General features: G+C 71.7%; 14 protein-coding genes and 1 tRNA gene. 5 read left to right on the top strand and 10 right to left on the bottom strand.

Annotation, left to right across the window (positions count from 1 at the left end):
* Window positions 1-135 precede the first annotated feature (135 nt).
* The 5 genes from JF597_RS44490 to ehuB form a co-directional block, all read right to left on the bottom strand.
* The gene (locus JF597_RS44490) at window positions 136-894 is read right to left on the bottom strand and encodes an IclR family transcriptional regulator C-terminal domain-containing protein (RefSeq protein ID WP_294010308.1); all 759 of its coding nucleotides are present in this window, start codon (window positions 892-894) and stop codon (window positions 136-138) included.
* Between the two features lie 267 nt (window positions 895-1,161).
* Entirely contained in the window at window positions 1,162-1,944 is a 783-nt protein-coding gene (locus JF597_RS44485) for an amino acid ABC transporter ATP-binding protein (protein ID WP_294010306.1), read from the bottom strand.
* Window positions 1,934-2,584 carry an ectoine/hydroxyectoine ABC transporter permease subunit EhuD gene (gene ehuD, locus JF597_RS44480; RefSeq protein WP_294010303.1) on the bottom strand — a complete coding sequence of 217 codons (651 nt, stop codon included), beginning with the start codon at window positions 2,582-2,584 and terminating at the stop codon, window positions 1,934-1,936. The genes JF597_RS44485 and ehuD overlap by 11 nt, the downstream gene beginning before the upstream one ends.
* Window positions 2,581-3,297, bottom strand: coding sequence for an ectoine/hydroxyectoine ABC transporter permease subunit EhuC (ehuC, locus tag JF597_RS44475; RefSeq protein WP_294010300.1), 717 nt, complete (start codon window positions 3,295-3,297; stop codon window positions 2,581-2,583). Before ehuC ends, ehuD begins: the two co-directional genes overlap by 4 nt.
* Entirely contained in the window at window positions 3,294-4,232 is a 939-nt protein-coding gene (ehuB, locus tag JF597_RS44470) for an ectoine/hydroxyectoine ABC transporter substrate-binding protein EhuB (RefSeq protein WP_294010297.1), read from the bottom strand. Before ehuB ends, ehuC begins: the two co-directional genes overlap by 4 nt.
* Window positions 4,233-4,279: 47 nt before the next feature.
* On the opposite strand from ehuB, the gene JF597_RS44465 reads away from it, so the two are divergent.
* Window positions 4,280-4,774, top strand: coding sequence for a DUF3830 family protein (locus JF597_RS44465; protein WP_294010294.1), 495 nt, complete (start codon window positions 4,280-4,282; stop codon window positions 4,772-4,774).
* A 178-nt stretch (window positions 4,775-4,952) separates the two neighbouring features.
* Here the strand turns inward: JF597_RS44465 and JF597_RS44460 are convergent, their stop codons facing one another.
* Window positions 4,953-6,359 carry an amidase gene (locus tag JF597_RS44460; RefSeq protein ID WP_294010292.1) on the bottom strand — a complete coding sequence of 469 codons (1,407 nt, stop codon included), beginning with the start codon at window positions 6,357-6,359 and terminating at the stop codon, window positions 4,953-4,955.
* A 16-nt stretch (window positions 6,360-6,375) separates the two neighbouring features.
* The gene (locus tag JF597_RS44455) at window positions 6,376-7,329 is read right to left on the bottom strand and encodes a D-2-hydroxyacid dehydrogenase (RefSeq protein WP_294010289.1); all 954 of its coding nucleotides are present in this window, start codon (window positions 7,327-7,329) and stop codon (window positions 6,376-6,378) included.
* Window positions 7,330-7,489: 160 nt separating this feature from the next.
* Between JF597_RS44455 and JF597_RS44450 the strand changes: the two genes are divergently transcribed.
* The 3 genes from JF597_RS44450 (at window position 7,490) to JF597_RS44440 (ending at window position 10,448) form a co-directional block, all read left to right on the top strand.
* On the top strand, window positions 7,490-8,290 hold the full coding sequence (locus JF597_RS44450; protein ID WP_294010286.1) for an aspartate/glutamate racemase family protein: 801 nt from the start codon (window positions 7,490-7,492) through the stop codon (window positions 8,288-8,290).
* Complete coding sequence (locus JF597_RS44445) at window positions 8,287-9,018, top strand: decarboxylase (RefSeq protein ID WP_294010284.1); 732 nt, start codon at window positions 8,287-8,289, stop codon at window positions 9,016-9,018. The genes JF597_RS44450 and JF597_RS44445 overlap by 4 nt, the downstream gene beginning before the upstream one ends.
* 332 nt (window positions 9,019-9,350) lie before the next feature.
* Window positions 9,351-10,448 carry an LLM class flavin-dependent oxidoreductase gene (locus tag JF597_RS44440; RefSeq protein ID WP_294010282.1) on the top strand — a complete coding sequence of 366 codons (1,098 nt, stop codon included), beginning with the start codon at window positions 9,351-9,353 and terminating at the stop codon, window positions 10,446-10,448.
* On the opposite strand, the gene JF597_RS44435 is transcribed toward JF597_RS44440, so the two are convergent.
* The gene (locus JF597_RS44435; RefSeq protein ID WP_294010279.1) at window positions 10,418-12,271 is read right to left on the bottom strand and encodes an EAL domain-containing protein; all 1,854 of its coding nucleotides are present in this window, start codon (window positions 12,269-12,271) and stop codon (window positions 10,418-10,420) included. The genes JF597_RS44440 and JF597_RS44435 overlap by 31 nt on opposite strands.
* A gap of 372 nt (window positions 12,272-12,643) precedes the next feature.
* On the opposite strand from JF597_RS44435, the gene JF597_RS44430 reads away from it, so the two are divergent.
* On the top strand, window positions 12,644-13,861 hold the full coding sequence (locus JF597_RS44430; RefSeq protein WP_294010310.1) for a M6 family metalloprotease domain-containing protein: 1,218 nt from the start codon (window positions 12,644-12,646) through the stop codon (window positions 13,859-13,861).
* A 61-nt stretch (window positions 13,862-13,922) separates the two neighbouring features.
* Here the strand turns inward: JF597_RS44430 and JF597_RS44425 are convergent.
* Both JF597_RS44425 and JF597_RS44420 read right to left on the bottom strand, forming a co-directional pair.
* Window positions 13,923-13,996: transfer RNA gene (locus tag JF597_RS44425), tRNA-Lys, on the bottom strand.
* A complete protein-coding gene (locus JF597_RS44420; protein WP_294010277.1) occupies window positions 13,987-14,619 on the bottom strand; it encodes a bifunctional DNA primase/polymerase in 633 nt (210 codons plus the stop codon). The genes JF597_RS44425 and JF597_RS44420 overlap by 10 nt, the downstream gene beginning before the upstream one ends.
* Window positions 14,620-14,661: the final 42 nt, after the last annotated feature.

Below are 14,661 nucleotides of genomic sequence, written 5' to 3'. Positions count from 1 at the left end.
CCAGCCGGTGCACGAGCCGTTCCTCGTTCTCGTCACGGCTCGGCCGTGCCCGTAACACCACCGTCCAGCACCCGCCCCGAACAACCGAACCGCCCCGTCACCAGGACATATACCCAGCGAAAGAGGAATTCAGCACTAGATGGCCAGGGAGAGCAGCAGGGGAGCCGCGCTGCGGTTCAGGGTGTCGGCGGCCTGGCGGAGCCGGTGGGCGTCCTCGACCGGGAGGGAGAGGGCGAGGCAGCCCACGGCCGAGCCGGCGGTGATCGGGACCGCCGCGCACACCGTGCCGATCGCGTACTCCTGGAGGTCCAGGACGGGGACCGTCGGCGGCTGCGCCTCCAGGCGGGAGAGCAGCAGCTTGTCGCTGGTGATGGTGCGCGAGGTGAGGCGGGCCATCTTGTGCCGGGAGAGGTGGTCGCGGCGGGCGTTGTGGTCGAGCTGGGTGAGCAGGCTCTTGCCGATCGCGGTGGCGTGCGCGGAGGAGCGGAAGTCCACCCACTCGTTGACCGCGGGGGTGGTCGGGCCGGCCGCGTACTGGCCGATCCGCACCTCGCCGTCGACGTACCGGCTGAGGTAGACGGCGGCGCCGACCGAGTCGCGCAGCCGGTCGAGGGTCAGCTGGAGCTGCTCGCCGAGGGCCTGCTCCCGCTCGTGCGCGGAGCCGAGCCGGCGCAGGGTCTCGCCGGTCACGTACGCGCCGTCGGTGACCTGCTCGACGTAGCCCTCGCGGCGCAGCATCCGCAGCAGCGCGGTCAGCCGCTCGGGACCCAGGCCGGTCCTGCGGGCCAGCTCGGTGTCGGTGACGCCGGTGGCGTGCCCCGCCACCGTCTCCAGGACGCGAAGGGCGTCCTGGGCGGAATGGTACGGGGCGGTCGGCTCGTGCATCAGCGCCACGGTGTTCCCCCTGCGCTCGCTCGGCGATACTGCTTCGGCAGCACTGCTTGGCCGCGATCCGAATGGCGGATCCTCTCCACGATAACCGGCAAGCACCGGAAACGGAGGGGGTGTTGGCGAGATTCCAACGCTCCCAACTGCGGAAAAGGCCCGCTGGCATATGCCAGCGGAATGTCCCGGCCGCCGGACCTCGGGTGATCGGGCGTTCACCTTCCGTAGTCGTGGCACGGTGTGGGGAAACTTTTACGGCGCCGGCGGTGGAAATATCTACAGCACCGCGCCGAGGAATTCCCGGGTCCGTTCGTGCTCCGGCTCACTGAAGATCCGCTCCGGCGGGCCCGCCTCGATGACCCGGCCCGAGTCGAACATCAGGACCTGGTCGGAGATGTCCCGCGCGAAGTTCATCTCGTGGGTCACGCAGAGCATGGTGATGTCGGTGGTGCGCGCGATGTCCCTGAGCACGTCGAGGACGCCCGCGACCAGCTCCGGGTCGAGCGCCGAGGTCACCTCGTCGAGGAGCAGCACCTTCGGCCTCATGGCCAGCGCCCGCGCGATCGCCACCCGCTGCTGCTGGCCGCCGGAGAGCCGGGTCGGCCGCTCGTCGGCCTTGTCGGCGAGGCCCACCAGGTCGAGCAGCTCCCGGGCGCGCGTCTCCGCCTCGTCCTTGGACAGGCCCAGCACGGTCACCGGGGCCTCGGTGATGTTGCGCAGCACGGTCATGTTCGGGAACAGGTTGAACTGCTGGAACACCATCCCGATCTGCTTGCGGGCCTCCCGCCGCTCCTTCTCGGACGCGGGGAAGAGCCGCTGCCCGTCGACGGTGACGGTGCCGGTGTCCGGCTTGGTCAGGGTCATCAGCAGCCGCAGGATCGTGGTCTTGCCGGAGCCGGACGGCCCGATCAGGGTGACGTGCTTGCCCGCCTGCACGGCGAGGTCCAGCCCGTCCAGGACGGTGTTGTCCCCGAACCGCTTGGTCACCCCTTCGATACGGATCAGCTCGTCGGACGTCGTACCGGTGGTACTCGGCTGCTTGCTGGTGTCAACGGACAAGGCGACGCTCCAGGGTGCGCAGGAGAAGGGAGGCGAGGTAGGAGATGACGATGAAGGCGACGCCGATCACCGTCACAGGCTCGGTGAACTGGAAGTGCTGCTGGGAGAAGAGCCGCGCCTGGCCGAGCATCTCCAGCACCGTGATCGACATCAGGATCGGCGTGTCCTTGAGCATCGAGATCACGTAGTTGCCGAGCGGCGGCACCACCCGGCGCACCGCCTGCGGCAGGATGACCGCGAACCAGGTCCGCCGCGCGGGCAGGCTCAGCGCGGTGGCGGCCTCCCACTGCCCGGCCGGCACCGCCTCGATACCGGCCCGGTAGACCTGCATGGTGTACGTCGAGTAGTGCAGGCCGATCGCGAAGACCCCGGTGGTCAGGGCGGAGAACGTCAGCCCCCACTCGGGCAGCACGTAGAAGAGGAAGAACAGCTGCACCAGCAGCGGGGTGTTGCGCACGAACTCGGTCACCACCCCGACCGGCCAGCGCACCCACCGCGTGGGCGTCCGCATCAGCAGCGTCCACACCAGCCCCAGCGAGAACGAGATCAGCGAACCGAGCGCCAGCGCCTCCAGGGTGACCCGCAGGCCGTCCCAGAAGTGCGGCATGAAATCGCGTACGGCACTCCAGTCCCACGTCACGCGACACCACCGATCCCGGTCGTCTCCCTGCGCTTCACCGCACGCGCCTCACGTTCGCTCCCCGGGGCCTTGCCGATGCCGGCCTTCAGCCGCTTCTCCAGACCGCGCATCAGCCGGGTGATGACGAACGCGATCACGAAGTAGATGAGCAGCAGGTACGTGTAGATGTGCGCGCTCTCCTGCAACGCCAGCCGCACCAGGTTCCCGCTGAAGGCGAGGTCACCCATGCCGGTGATGGACACCAGGGCGGTGCCCTTGAGCAGCTCGACGAGCAGGTTGCAGTAGGAGGGGATCATCTCCGGCACCGCCTGCGGCAGCAGGATCAGCCGCAGCCGCTGCCAGGGCGTGAAGCTGAGCGCGATCCCGCCCTCCTTCTGCGCCGGATCGACCGCGCCCAGCGCCCCGCGCACGATCTCCGCGCCGTACGCGCCGTACGTCAGGCCGAGCGCGAGCGTCCCCGCCCACATCGGCACCAGCTGCCAGCCGAAGGCGACCGGCAGCACGAAGAACACCCAGAAGATCATCACCAGCGCCGAGGTGCCGCGGAACACCTCGGTGTAGAGACCGGCGAGGAACCGGACGATCCAGAGCCGGTGCGTCCGGGCCACCCCCACCACCAGTGCCACGGCCGTCATCAACAGCCCGCTGAGCACCAGCAGCTGGATGGTCGTCCAGGCTCCCTTGAGGACGAGGTCCCACAGTCCCGAGGTCATCCGCTCTTCCCTCCCCCGCACAGCTCCTTCGCCGTCAGGTCGGTCATCTCGGCCTCGGTGAAGCCGAACGGGCGCAGGATCCGCGCCAGTTCGCCGCTCCTCTTCAGCTTGTGCAGCTCCACGTTGAAGGCGTCCCGCAGCCTCGTCTCGGCCGACCGGAAGGCGAACGCGCCCCCGTCCACGTGCGGCTTCCCGCCCACGAGCGGCGCGAAGGGCTTGGTCGCCTCCGCCTTCGCCGACTTCCTGACCACGGCACGGGTGGTGACGGCCGTACCGGCGAACACGTCGACGCGCCCCGCCTCCACCGCGTTCAGCCCGGCGACCTGGTCGGGAACGATCAGGATGTCGCTCTCCTTGTACCCGGCCTCGACCGCGTACTGGATCTCCGCGTAGCCCGTCCCCGTGGCGAACTTCGCCTTCTTCTCGACGACGTCCTTGTAGTCGTGCAGCCCCTTGGGATTGCCCTTGCGTACGACGAACGAGTCGAGCATCTGGTAGTCCGGATCCGCGAAGATCACCTGCGCGCAGCGCTCGGGATTGACGTACATCCCGGCGGCCACGACGTCGAACTGCTGGGAGTTCAGGCCGGGGATCAGCGAACCGAACTCGGTCGGCACCGGCTGGACCCGGTCCACCCCGAGCCGCTTGAAGATCGCCTTCGCCAGCTCCGGCGCCTCACCGGTCAGGTGCCCGTCCTTGTCGATGTACCCGAAGGGGATCTCACCGGCGATCCCGAGCCGAACGACACCCTGCGCGCGCAGCCGTTGCAGCAGATCACCGCCGTTGGTACCGGCCGCGTCCGCCACGCGCGTGCAGCCGGCGGCGCCGAACGCGCCGAGTGCGCCGACCGCCGCGGCACCCGCGAGGACGGCCCGCCGACTGTGTCTGGATTCGTACCCTGATGTGTCTGATTCGTTCCCGAGTGGTGGAGCCATGGCGGCGCGGCTACCCGACCCCAACCGAGTTATGCACCATGGAAGGCATGACCGAACGATTCATCGAAGTCTCGCTGGTCAGCCGCGGTGTCACCGCCACAGCACGGCTCCTGGACGACCGCGCACCCCGGACCTGCGCCGCCGTCTGGGACGCCCTGCCGCTGTCCGGCGACGTCTACCACGCGAAGTACGCCCGCAACGAGATCTACGCACTTTTCCCGCCGTTCGCCCCGACGGAACCGCCCCTGGAGAACCCGACGGTCACCCCCATCCCCGGCGACCTCTGCTACTTCTCCTTCGCCGGCACGGAGTTGGCAACCAAGGCCTACGGCTACGACCGCGAGGTGAACCCCGGCACCACGCTGGTCGACCTCGCCCTCTTCTACGAACGCAACAACCTGCTGCTCAACGGCGATGTGGGGTGGGTCCCCGGGATCGTGTGGGGTCAGGTGACGGAGGGCCTGCCGGAGATCGCCGCCGCCTGCAACGACCTGTGGCGCAACGGCGCGGCGGGGGAGCGGCTGGAGTTCCGGGCCGCCTGAGCCCCTGCCTCCGGTGCGGCACCGCCGCATGTGTTGTTCCGCCGCGACGGCGCCAGGCCACTATGGCACTGTCGCGGCGGTGCCGAACCCACCGTGGCCGTCGCACCGCTCGCGTCTCCCGGGGCGCTGTCACTCCTCTCCCGCGGTGCTGCCGGCTTTTCCTTCCGCCCCGACGGCGCTAAGCCGAGACGGCGTTGTCCGGCGGTGCCGAGGCCACGTTCGCCTCGTACAGGGCGTGGGCCGCCCGCAGGACCAGGTCGTCGCGGTGGCGGGCGGCCACGAGTTGCAGCCCCACCGGTAGTCCTTCGCCGTCCGTTCCGACCGGGACCGTCGCCGCCGGCTGCTGGGTCAGGTTGAAGGGATAGGTGAAGGGGGTCCAGCCCGTCCAGCGGCGGTGGCCCGAGCCCTTCGGCACCTCCAGGCCCGCCTCGAACGCCGTGCGGGGGAGGGTGGGGGTGACGAGGAGGTCGTACGACTCGTGGAAGCGGCCCATCCGGCGGCCCAGGTCCATCCGGACGTCCACCGCGGCGAGGTAGTCCAGCGCGGACAGACGCGCGCCGATGACGCAGATCTCCCGCAGCCCCGGGTCGAGCGACTCCCGCTGCTCGGGGGAGAGACGCTGGGTCACCCGGGCGGCACCGGCGAACCACAGCGCGTGGAAGGCCTCCACCGGGTCGCTGAAGTCCGGGTCGGTCTCCTCGACGTACGCCCCGAGATCCGCGAGCCCCGTCACCGCCCGCCGAACCGCCGCCGCGACCTCCGGATGCACCGCGACCTGACCGCCCAGCGTCGGCGAGAAGGCCACCCGGAGGCCGCGGACGCCTCCGTCCAGCCCCGCCACGAAGGAGCCCGGTGCCGGGCCGAGTGCGGACCAGTCGCGGGCGTCCGGCCTCCCGATCACGTCCAGCATCAGTGCCGCGTCGGCCGCGTCCCGGGTCATCGGGCCCACGTGGGACAGCGTGCCGAAGGCGCTCGCGGGGTAGAGCGGGACCCGGCCGTACGTCGGTTTCAGGCCGAAGATCCCGCAGAACGCGGCCGGGATGCGCACGCTGCCGCCGCCGTCCGTGCCGAGGGAGAGCGGGCCCGCGCCCAGGGCCACCGCCGCCGCACTGCCGCCGCTCGAACCGCCCGCGGTGCGCGAGGGGTCGTACGGGTTGCGGGTGATCCCGGAGAGCGGGGAGTCGGTCACGCCCTTCCAGCCGAACTCGGGGGTGGTGGTCTTCCCCACGAACACCGCGCCGTGCTCGCGCAGCCGGGCGACGGACGGCGCGTCCTCGTCCCAACTCCCGTTCTCAGAAATCGCCTTCGAGCCGCGCAGGGTCGGATGGCCGCGCAGGAGGAGGATGTCCTTGACCGTCACCGGGACGCCGTCGAGCAGTCCCGCCGGCTCGCCCCGCCGCCACCGCTCCTGCGACGCCCTCGCCTGCGCCAGGGCGTCCTCCTCGGTGAGCCGGACGAAGGCGTTGACCTCCGGCCCGATCCGCGCCGCCCGTTCCAGGACCGCCCGGACCGCCTCCACCGGTCCGAACTCGCCCTTGCGGTAGCCGTCGAGGAGTTGCCGGGCGGTGAGGTCGGTGAGCTTCATGGGCCCCTCCCGAGGGTCAGTGACCGCGCACGTATCCGCGCTTCTTGTCGACCACGTTCAGCAGAGATCTGCCCGCCGCCCACCGCTCGTACAACTCCACGAACTGCGCGCCCAGTTCGTCCCGCCAGCCGACCGTGTCCCCGCTCATGTGCGGGGAGACCAGCAGGCCCGGCACGTCCCACAGCGGGCTGTCGGCCGGCAGCGGCTCGGTCGCGAAGACGTCCAGGGCCGCGGCGGCGATCCAGCGCCGGGTCAGCGCCCGGACCAGCGCCTCCTCGTCGACCAGCCCGCCCCGGCCGACGTTGATGAAGCAGGCCGACGGCTGCATCACGCCGAAGCGGTGCGCGTCGAACATGCCGTACGTCTGCTCGGTCAGCGGCGCGGCCGCGATCACCCAGTCCGCGCGGGACATCAGCCGGTCCAGGTCGTCCGGGCCGTGGATGCCGGTGCGCGGGACACGGCCGACGAGGGCCGTGGTGATGCCGAGCGCCTTGAGGGTGCGGACGATCGCCCGGCCGATCGGCCCGGTGCCGACCACGCACGCGCGCGTGCCGGCCACCCGGCGCGCCTCGCGGTGCCGCCAGGTCCGCTCCCGCTGGAGGTCCAGGGTCCGCGGCAGGTCCTTGGCGACGGCCAGCACCAGCGCGGCCACGTACTCGGCGATCGGCGCGTCGAAGACCCCGCGCGCGTTGGTGACGACCGTGTCGGACGCGGCCAGCTCCGGGCACATCAGATGGTCGACCCCCGCGCTCGCCGTGTGCACCCAGCGCGGCCGGGGCCCCTCGCCCGGCCAGGCCTCGCGGACGGCGTGCGAGGCGAAGTCCCAGACGAGGAGGACGTCCGCCTCCGGCAGCCGGGCCGCCAGGCCGGCCGCGTCCGTGCGCACGATCCGGGCGTGGCCGGTGAGCCTGCCCAGCCGCGGGGGCGGGTCGGCGTCGAGGACCAGCAGAGTGGGCACGGGCGGTGTCATTCGGGGCGGTCTCCCGGTGTCCGGCAGCGTCTGACATGGGCGGACGGAATGTCTCGGAGGTGCGGATTGACCACGCTGGCACCCGAACCTACCTTCGTCAACACGGGCGTATCCGTCGACCGTTGCCCCTCGATCTCCAGCATGAGGCCGGTGGCTTCCCATGGACGTCTCCTTTCTGGGCGGACCTCGTCCCCAGCGCGGCATCGGCGTCGTGGCGCCCTTCGACTTCGCGCTCGACCGCGAGCTGTGGCGCTGGGTGCCGGACGACGTCTCCCTGCACCTGACCCGGACACCGTTCGTCCCGGTCGAGGTCAGCCTGGACCTGGCCCGGTTGGTCAGCGAGCACGAGACGCTCGGCGAGGCGGTACGGGCGCTGACCGCGGTCGCGCCCGAGGTCGTCGCCTACGCCTGCACCTCCGGCAGCTTCGTCGGCGGCATCGCGGGCGAGCGCGCGATGTGCGAGGCGATGACCCGCTCCGGCGCCGTGCCCGCCCTCACCACCTCCGGGGCGCTGCTCGACGTGCTCACCGAGCTGGGCGTACGGCGGCTGGCGCTGGTCACGCCGTACACGGTCTCGGTGACCCGGGTCCTGGAGGAGTACGTCGCGGAGGCGGGCGTACGGGTAGCCGGCTGCGCGTTCATGGGGCTGACCCGGCACATCTGGCAGGTGCCGTACCGGGACGTGGTGGCCATGGCCCGGCAGGCGGTACGGCCCGGGGCCGCCGACGCCCTGTTCATCTCCTGCACCAACCTCCCCACCTACGACGTCATCCCCCAGCTGGAGGCCGAGCTGCGGATACCCGTCCTGTCGGCCAACCAGGTCACGATGTGGGCGGCGCTGCGCAGGCTGGGTACCCGAGCGGTGGGCCCTTACCAGGCGCTGATCCGCCACCAGGGCGAATCGGCGTCGTCCGGTCAGTGGCCCGTACTGCCGGAAGAACAGCAGGAAGGGTGGACATGACAGCGCTCGGACTCCTCTATCCGGGGCACTCCGCGGAGGACGACTACCCGCGTATCGAGCAGCTCCTCGGCAGCGACATCCGGGTGGACGTCGTCCACACCGACATCGGCGAGGACGCGCACCGGGTGGACGCGTTGCGCGAGATGGGGGCCGAGGAACGGCTGGCCGCCGGGGTGGCGGAGCTGCGGCTCGCGGGCGCGGAGGCGGTGGTGTGGGCGTGCACCAGCGGCAGCTTCGTGTACGGCTGGGAGGGCGCCCAGCAGCAGGTCCGCGCGCTCGCCCGGGCGGCCGGGATGCCCGCGTCGTCGACGTCCTTCGGGTTCGTGCACGCGGCGCGGGAGCTCGGGGTGCGGCGGGTGGCGGTCGGCGCGACCTACCCCGAGGACGTGGCGTCCCTCTTCGCCGACTTCCTGCGGGCCGGGGGCCTGGAGGTGACCGGCGTGCGGTCCTCGGGGATCGTGACGGCGGCGGAGGTGGGGACCTGGGGGGAGGAGGAGGTCCTCACGCTCGCGCGGGCCGCGGACGCGGGGGAGGCCGAGGCGGTGCTCCTTCCGGACACCGCCCTGCATACGGCGGCGCACATCCCGCTGCTGGAGAAGTCGCTGTCGAAGCCGGTGCTCACGGCGAACCAGGTGACCGTGTGGGAGGGGCTCCGCCTGGCGGACCGCCGCGTGAACGCTCCCGCACTCGGCGCCCTCTTCACCCGCGAACCGATCGTCCAGGCCTGACAACGCACCACACCAGGGGGCTCCGCCCCCTGGACCCCCGAAAACCCCTCGCACACCCACCATCCGACTCGGTAGGCGGAATCGTGGGGAAGGGGGGCCTCGGTCGGACAAGGGTGGGGCCCTCGGCGGTAGCCGCGTAGCTGGGGACCACCCGTGCCGCCCCAGCGGCACGGGTGGTGCCCCACCCCGGCCGAAGGCTGGGGGAGGCACCCTGCCGGCGCCGGTAAGCGTCCCCACCCCCGGCCCCACCCACCCGCACGGAATAAACGGAGACCGCCTCCTGTTATCCCCGCCCAGGACAGCTCACGCCCGTACATCAGGAGGCTCTCACCGTGTCGGCAGACGAGATCCGGGGCATCACGCACGGGACCGCCCCCGTCCCCCTCTCCGTACTGGACCTGGTGACCGTCGGCACCGGCAGTACCGCCACCGACGCCCTGCGCACCAGCGCGGCCCTCGCACGGCTCACGGAGGCGCGCGGGTTCCACCGGTACTGGGTCGCCGAGCACCACTCGATGCCCGGGGTGGCCTCCTCGTCGCCCGCCGTGATCCTCGCCCACCTCGCCGCCCACACGGAGCGGATCCGGCTGGGCTCGGGCGGCGTGATGCTGCCCAACCACGCCCCGCTCGTGATCGCGGAGCAGTTCGGGACGCTGGAGGCGCTGGCCCCGGGGCGGGTCGACCTGGGGCTCGGGCGGGCGCCGGGGACCGACGGGGCCACCGCCGCCGCGCTGCGCCGCACCCAGACCCTCAACGAGGGCGCCGACGACTTCCCGCAGCAGCTCGCCGAGCTGATCCGGTTCCTGGACGACGACTTCCCGGACGGGCATCCGTACCGGAGGATCCACGCGATCCCGGGGCCGGTGCAGAGCACCACCCCCGGCGGTGTGCAGTCGCCGCACCGGCCGCCGGTCTGGCTGCTCGGCTCCTCCGGGTTCAGCGCCCGGCTCGCCGGCATGCTCGGGCTGCCGTTCGCCTTCGCGCACCACTTCTCCGCGCAGAACACCGTCCCGGCCCTCGACCTGTACCGCGAGTCCTTCAGCCCGTCCGCCGTCCTCGACGAGCCCTACGCCCTCATCGGCGTCTCCGTCCTCGCCGTGGACGAGGAGCGCGAGGCGCAGCGGCAGGTGCGGGCCGGTGCGGTGAACATGCTGCGGCTGCGCACCGGGCGGCCCGGTCTGTTCCCCGACCCCGACGACGTCGAGAAGCACGAGTTCTCCCCGATGGAGGAGGAGTTCGTGCACTCCTGGACCGCCAACATCGTGCACGGCACCGCCGACGAGGTCCGCGCCGGCCTCGACGACCTCCAGAAGCGCACGGGCGCCGACGAGCTGATGCTCACCACGCACGCCCACCGCGGCGAGCTGCGCCTGCGCTCCTACGAACTGGTCGCCGACGCCTACGGTTTGCCGACCGGGGCGTCCGCGTAGGTCCTGGTGTCCAGCAGCTCGGAGATACGATCCGCCGTCACCGGCCGGGAGTAGAGCCACCCCTGGCCGGTGTCGCAGCCGATGTGGCGCAGGCGGGAGGCCTGTGCCGAGGTCTCGACGCATTCGGCGGTGACGGTGAGGCCGAGGCGGTGGGCCAGCTGGATCATCGCCTCGACCACGACCTCGTCCGCCGGGTTCGGGCGGTCGCCCGGGTCGTCGTACTGGAAGCCGCGGACGAAGGAACCGTCCAGCTTGAGTACGGAGACCGGGAGCCGGCTGAGGTAGGCGAGGTTCGAGTAGCCGGTGCCGAAGTCGTCGATGGCGATGCGCACACCCATGTCGCTGAGGGCCTGGAGGGCCTGGAGCGGGCGGCCCGCCGAGCCCATGACCGCCGACTCCGTCAGCTCCAGCTGGAGCAGGTGCGGGGCCAGCCCGGTCTCGGCGAGGGTTTCGGCGACGTCCGCGACCAGGTCGGAGTCCCAGACCTGGCGGACCGCGACGTTGACGCTGACGAAGATCGGCGGCTCGCCGGGGTGGTCCAGCTGCCAGCGGCGGGCCTGCCGGCAGGCGGTGGTCAGGGCCCAGCGGCCGAGCGGGACGATCGAGCCGTCCTCCTCCGCCAATCCGATGAACCGATTCGGCGTTAGTGTGCCGAACTCCGGGTGGTGCCAGCGGACCAGGGCCTCGACCCCGCTGAGCCGGCCGTCACCCATACCCACCAGCGGCTGGTACTCGAGCACGAACTCGCCGCGTTCGATGGCCGGGCGGAGGGTGGAGGAGAGCGCCTGCCGGGTCACCAGGTGGGCGTTGCGCTCCGGATCGAACAGCGTCCAGCGGGACTTGCCGTCGGCTTTCGCCCAGTAGAGCGTCGTGTCGGCGGCCTGCATCAGCCCGGTCGCGGTGGTGCCGGCGGCGTGCCGCTCCACCACGCCGATCGACGCCGACAGCGACAGCCGCTGGCCGGCCAGGTCGAACGGCGCCTGGAGAGCCGCCAGCGCCGACTCGGCCAGATCGGCCAGCTGCTCCGTGCCCGTCGAGTCCTCGACCAGCAGGGCGAACTCGTCCCCGCCGAGCCGGGCCACCAGCGGCGCGCCGGCCCGTGCGAAGCCGGCCTCGTCGGCGACCCGGGTCAGCCGCTCGGCGACGGCGGCCAGCAGCCGGTCGCCGACCCGGTGGCCGAGGGTGTCGTTGACCGCCTTGAAACCGTCGAGGTCCAGGTAGCACAGGCCGATCCGGCCGGTGCCGCTCTGCTCGTAGGACTCCGCCTCCAGCGCCGCCGACAGCCGCTCGAAGAACAGCGTCCGGTTGGGCAGCCGGGTCACCGGGTCGTGCATCTGCAAGTGCCGCAGCCGGGCCTGGAGTTCGCGGCGGGCACTGATGTCCGAGACCGAGATCAGCACGCCCGGCACGTCCTTGGCGAGCGGGGCGATGGTGACCTGGGCCCAGACCGAGTGCCCGTCGGGGTGCTTCAGCCGGCGGGTGCAGCGCAGCCTGGCCTGCCGGCCGCGCAGTACCTCGCGGTAGGCGTGCCAGGTACGGGCGTCGGAGGCCAGGTCCACCAGGTCTGCGGCGATCCGCCCGGGCAGCCCGGCCTGATCGGCGCCGATCAGGGTGGCGAACGCCTCGTTGGCGGCGGTGACGAGCCCGTCGCGGCCGACCACGGCCATGGGCAGCGCTGCGGCCGCGAAGGCGTGCTCGTAGGTCGTCGGTTCCGTCTTCTCGTCTGTCTTCTCGTACGACTTCCGGTAGGTCTTGTCACTCTCTGTGACGGCGGACCGGTCGAGGTCTGCCGCGGGCGTCGGCCCTTCGGACGTTCCGCTCACCGCTCGCTCCCGCAGTGCACTCGATCTCTGTCCGTGCAGGAAAGTGTGCCGATCATAGAGGCTGGCCCGAGGGCCTTCCAGCCACTGTCCAGTGTCCCCGATGAACCGGTGTTTCTGACAGATCGTTTCTGCCCGCACCTGGACGGGTTCTTGAGGCGCCCGACCACTTGTGACGTTCCGTTAGCGTCCCGGGGTGTCGGCCGTTCGGGTCTGCCTGTGGCGAGCAGGTGGTCCCTCACCCTTCTGGTGCAGATAAACAGGTCATAAGGTGACAAACTCACGGAGGCTGGGGGCGGTGTCCCGCGAACCGCCCCCGGAGGTCCTTCCGTGCCGCGTGTCCTGCTGCGCAGTTCCGCCGCCGTGTTCACCACGATGTCGGCGCTCGTCGCGACGACGATCCTGACCGGCCCGTCGGCCGCCGAGCCGTTCTCCACGGCCCCCTGCGCCCTGCACCGCACCGACGCGCACCACTCCGAGGGCGTCGACACCTGGAACCCCGACTACACGCGCCCCACCCATCCGCTTTCGGCCGTGATGGTGTTCCTCTCCTTCCCGGACGCGGTCCCGCAGACCACGCCCGCGGAGCTCGCCGCCGACCACTTCCCGGCCACCAGCCGCTACTACGAGCAGGCCTCCTACGGCAAGTTCACCATCCGCCCGCACCCGCTCACCCACTGGCTGCGGATGCCCCGGCCCTCGATCGCCTACGGCATGCGACGCGACTGGAGCATCCCGCTGCGCGCCGCCTACCTGCGGGACGCGTTCGCGGCGGCCGATCCCGAGGTCGACTTCTCGCGCTACGACATCGTGTACCTCGTGGCCGACCCGGACGCGCCCGGCGTCGACTCCGACGCCACGAAGGTGGTCAACCTCGACACCCCGGTGCACGTGGACGGCACCGACGTCCGCCGGGTCGTCACGGTCTTCGAGAAGCACCCGCCGGACCGGCTGGTTCTCGCCCATGAGACCGGGCACGTCTTCGACCTCCCCGACCTCTACCACCGCCCGGTGGACGGCAAGGGCGACTGGGACACCTACGTCGGCGACTGGGACCTGATGGGCAGCCAGTTCGGGCTCTCCCCGGACCTCTTCGCCTGGCACAAGTGGAAGCTCGGATGGCTGGATCCGCGCCAGGTGGTGTGCGTCCGGGGGACCGCGCCGACCCGGCTGACCCTGGAACCGCTCTCCGCCGGGCCGGAAGGTGTGCCCGCGCAGGGCGCCGCGGGGACCGCGTCCTTCGGGCTCGGCGACGGCAACAAGCTGGCGGTGGTGCGCACCGGGCCGGACACCGCGCTGGCCTTCGAGGCGCGTGACGCGTCCGGCAACGACAGCGCGGCCTGCCGGCAGGGCATCCTCGTCTACCGGGTCCGCGACGAGGCGGCCTCCGGCAGCGGGCCGATCGAGGTGATCGACGCCCATCCGCACACCGAGGCCTGCTGGGAGAACTCGGTCTACCCGCCGCTGGCCGACGCTCCGGTCGCCCTCGGTGAGAGCTTCACCGTGCCGGGCGACGGCGTGCAGGTGGCGGTGGAGGGGCGGACGGCGTCCGGCGCCTGGAACGTGAAGATCACACCGGCGAGCAGGGACTGAACCACGTCGACGAAAAGCCGAAGGCCAAGCTCACAGGAGCTTGGCCTTCACCTACTTCGCGTGCGCCGCCAGGGACTCGAACCCCGGACCCGCTGATTAAGAGTCAGCTGCTCTAACCAACTGAGCTAGCGGCGCCTGCTGACGTCGTAGACCTTAGCATCCTGATCGGCGGGAGGAAAAATCGATATGCGGACGGTCGAGCGGGTGGCGCGGACGGCCGCCCAGAGCAGGATCTCGGGGCCCGGAAGCCACGGGTGCCGGGTGTCCGGGGCGACCAGCCAGCGGGCGCCGGCCGGGGCGGGAGAGGGGGCGCCGTGCGGCGCCGGCGCCGGAACGGTCACCGCGTCGCCGGTGCCGTGGCACAGCAGCGGCGGTACGGCACCGCCGCGGCCGCCCCACTCCTCCCAGTCCAGCAGCGACGGCAGCCGGGCGGCGGTGCCGGGGGCGGCGAACAGGAGCATCCGGCCCCGGAGCACCGCGACCGGCCCGGAGCCCGGCCCCTCGTCCCACAGCCGGTCCAGCATGCGGCGGCCGAAGATCGCCGGGGCGTTCACCACGTCGAACACGGTCCCGCAGGGCAGGACGACCGGGGCGTCCGGCCGCTCCTCCCAGAACGCGAGCGTGCTCCGCGGATACGTTCCTGCCGAGGCCAGCCAGGCGGCTCCGTCGGAGGTGACTTCGGCCGCGTCGCCGAGGTCGCCGAGGTCGCCGAGGTCGGCCAGGTCGCCGGGGAAGGTCTCGTACGGTGTGCGGCTCATGGGGAATTGATACCCCTCGTGCACACCCGCTCGCCGTCAGTT

Origin of the sequence: Streptomyces sp. (genome assembly GCF_019510245.1) — a bacterium.
GTDB lineage: Bacteria > Actinomycetota > Actinomycetes > Streptomycetales > Streptomycetaceae > Streptomyces.
The sequence above is the reverse complement of the archived record's forward strand: the minus strand, read 5'-3'. Positions and strand labels throughout refer to the sequence as shown.

Excerpts from the sequence above, each read along its gene's own strand:
- ehuC (WP_294010300.1), bottom strand. The coding sequence starts at position 3,297 with ATGACCTCGGGACTGTGGGACCTCGTCCTCAAGGGAGCCTGGACGACC.
- ehuB (WP_294010297.1), bottom strand. The coding sequence starts at position 4,232 with ATGGCTCCACCACTCGGGAACGAATCAGACACATCAGGGTACGAATCC.
- JF597_RS44465 (WP_294010294.1), top strand. The coding sequence starts at position 4,280 with ATGACCGAACGATTCATCGAAGTCTCGCTGGTCAGCCGCGGTGTCACC.
- JF597_RS44460 (WP_294010292.1), bottom strand. The coding sequence starts at position 6,359 with ATGAAGCTCACCGACCTCACCGCCCGGCAACTCCTCGACGGCTACCGC.
- JF597_RS44455 (WP_294010289.1), bottom strand. The coding sequence starts at position 7,329 with ATGACACCGCCCGTGCCCACTCTGCTGGTCCTCGACGCCGACCCGCCC.
- JF597_RS44450 (WP_294010286.1), top strand. The coding sequence starts at position 7,490 with ATGGACGTCTCCTTTCTGGGCGGACCTCGTCCCCAGCGCGGCATCGGC.
- JF597_RS44445 (WP_294010284.1), top strand. The coding sequence starts at position 8,287 with ATGACAGCGCTCGGACTCCTCTATCCGGGGCACTCCGCGGAGGACGAC.
- JF597_RS44430 (WP_294010310.1), top strand. The coding sequence starts at position 12,644 with ATGTCGGCGCTCGTCGCGACGACGATCCTGACCGGCCCGTCGGCCGCC.
- JF597_RS44420 (WP_294010277.1), bottom strand. The coding sequence starts at position 14,619 with ATGAGCCGCACACCGTACGAGACCTTCCCCGGCGACCTGGCCGACCTC.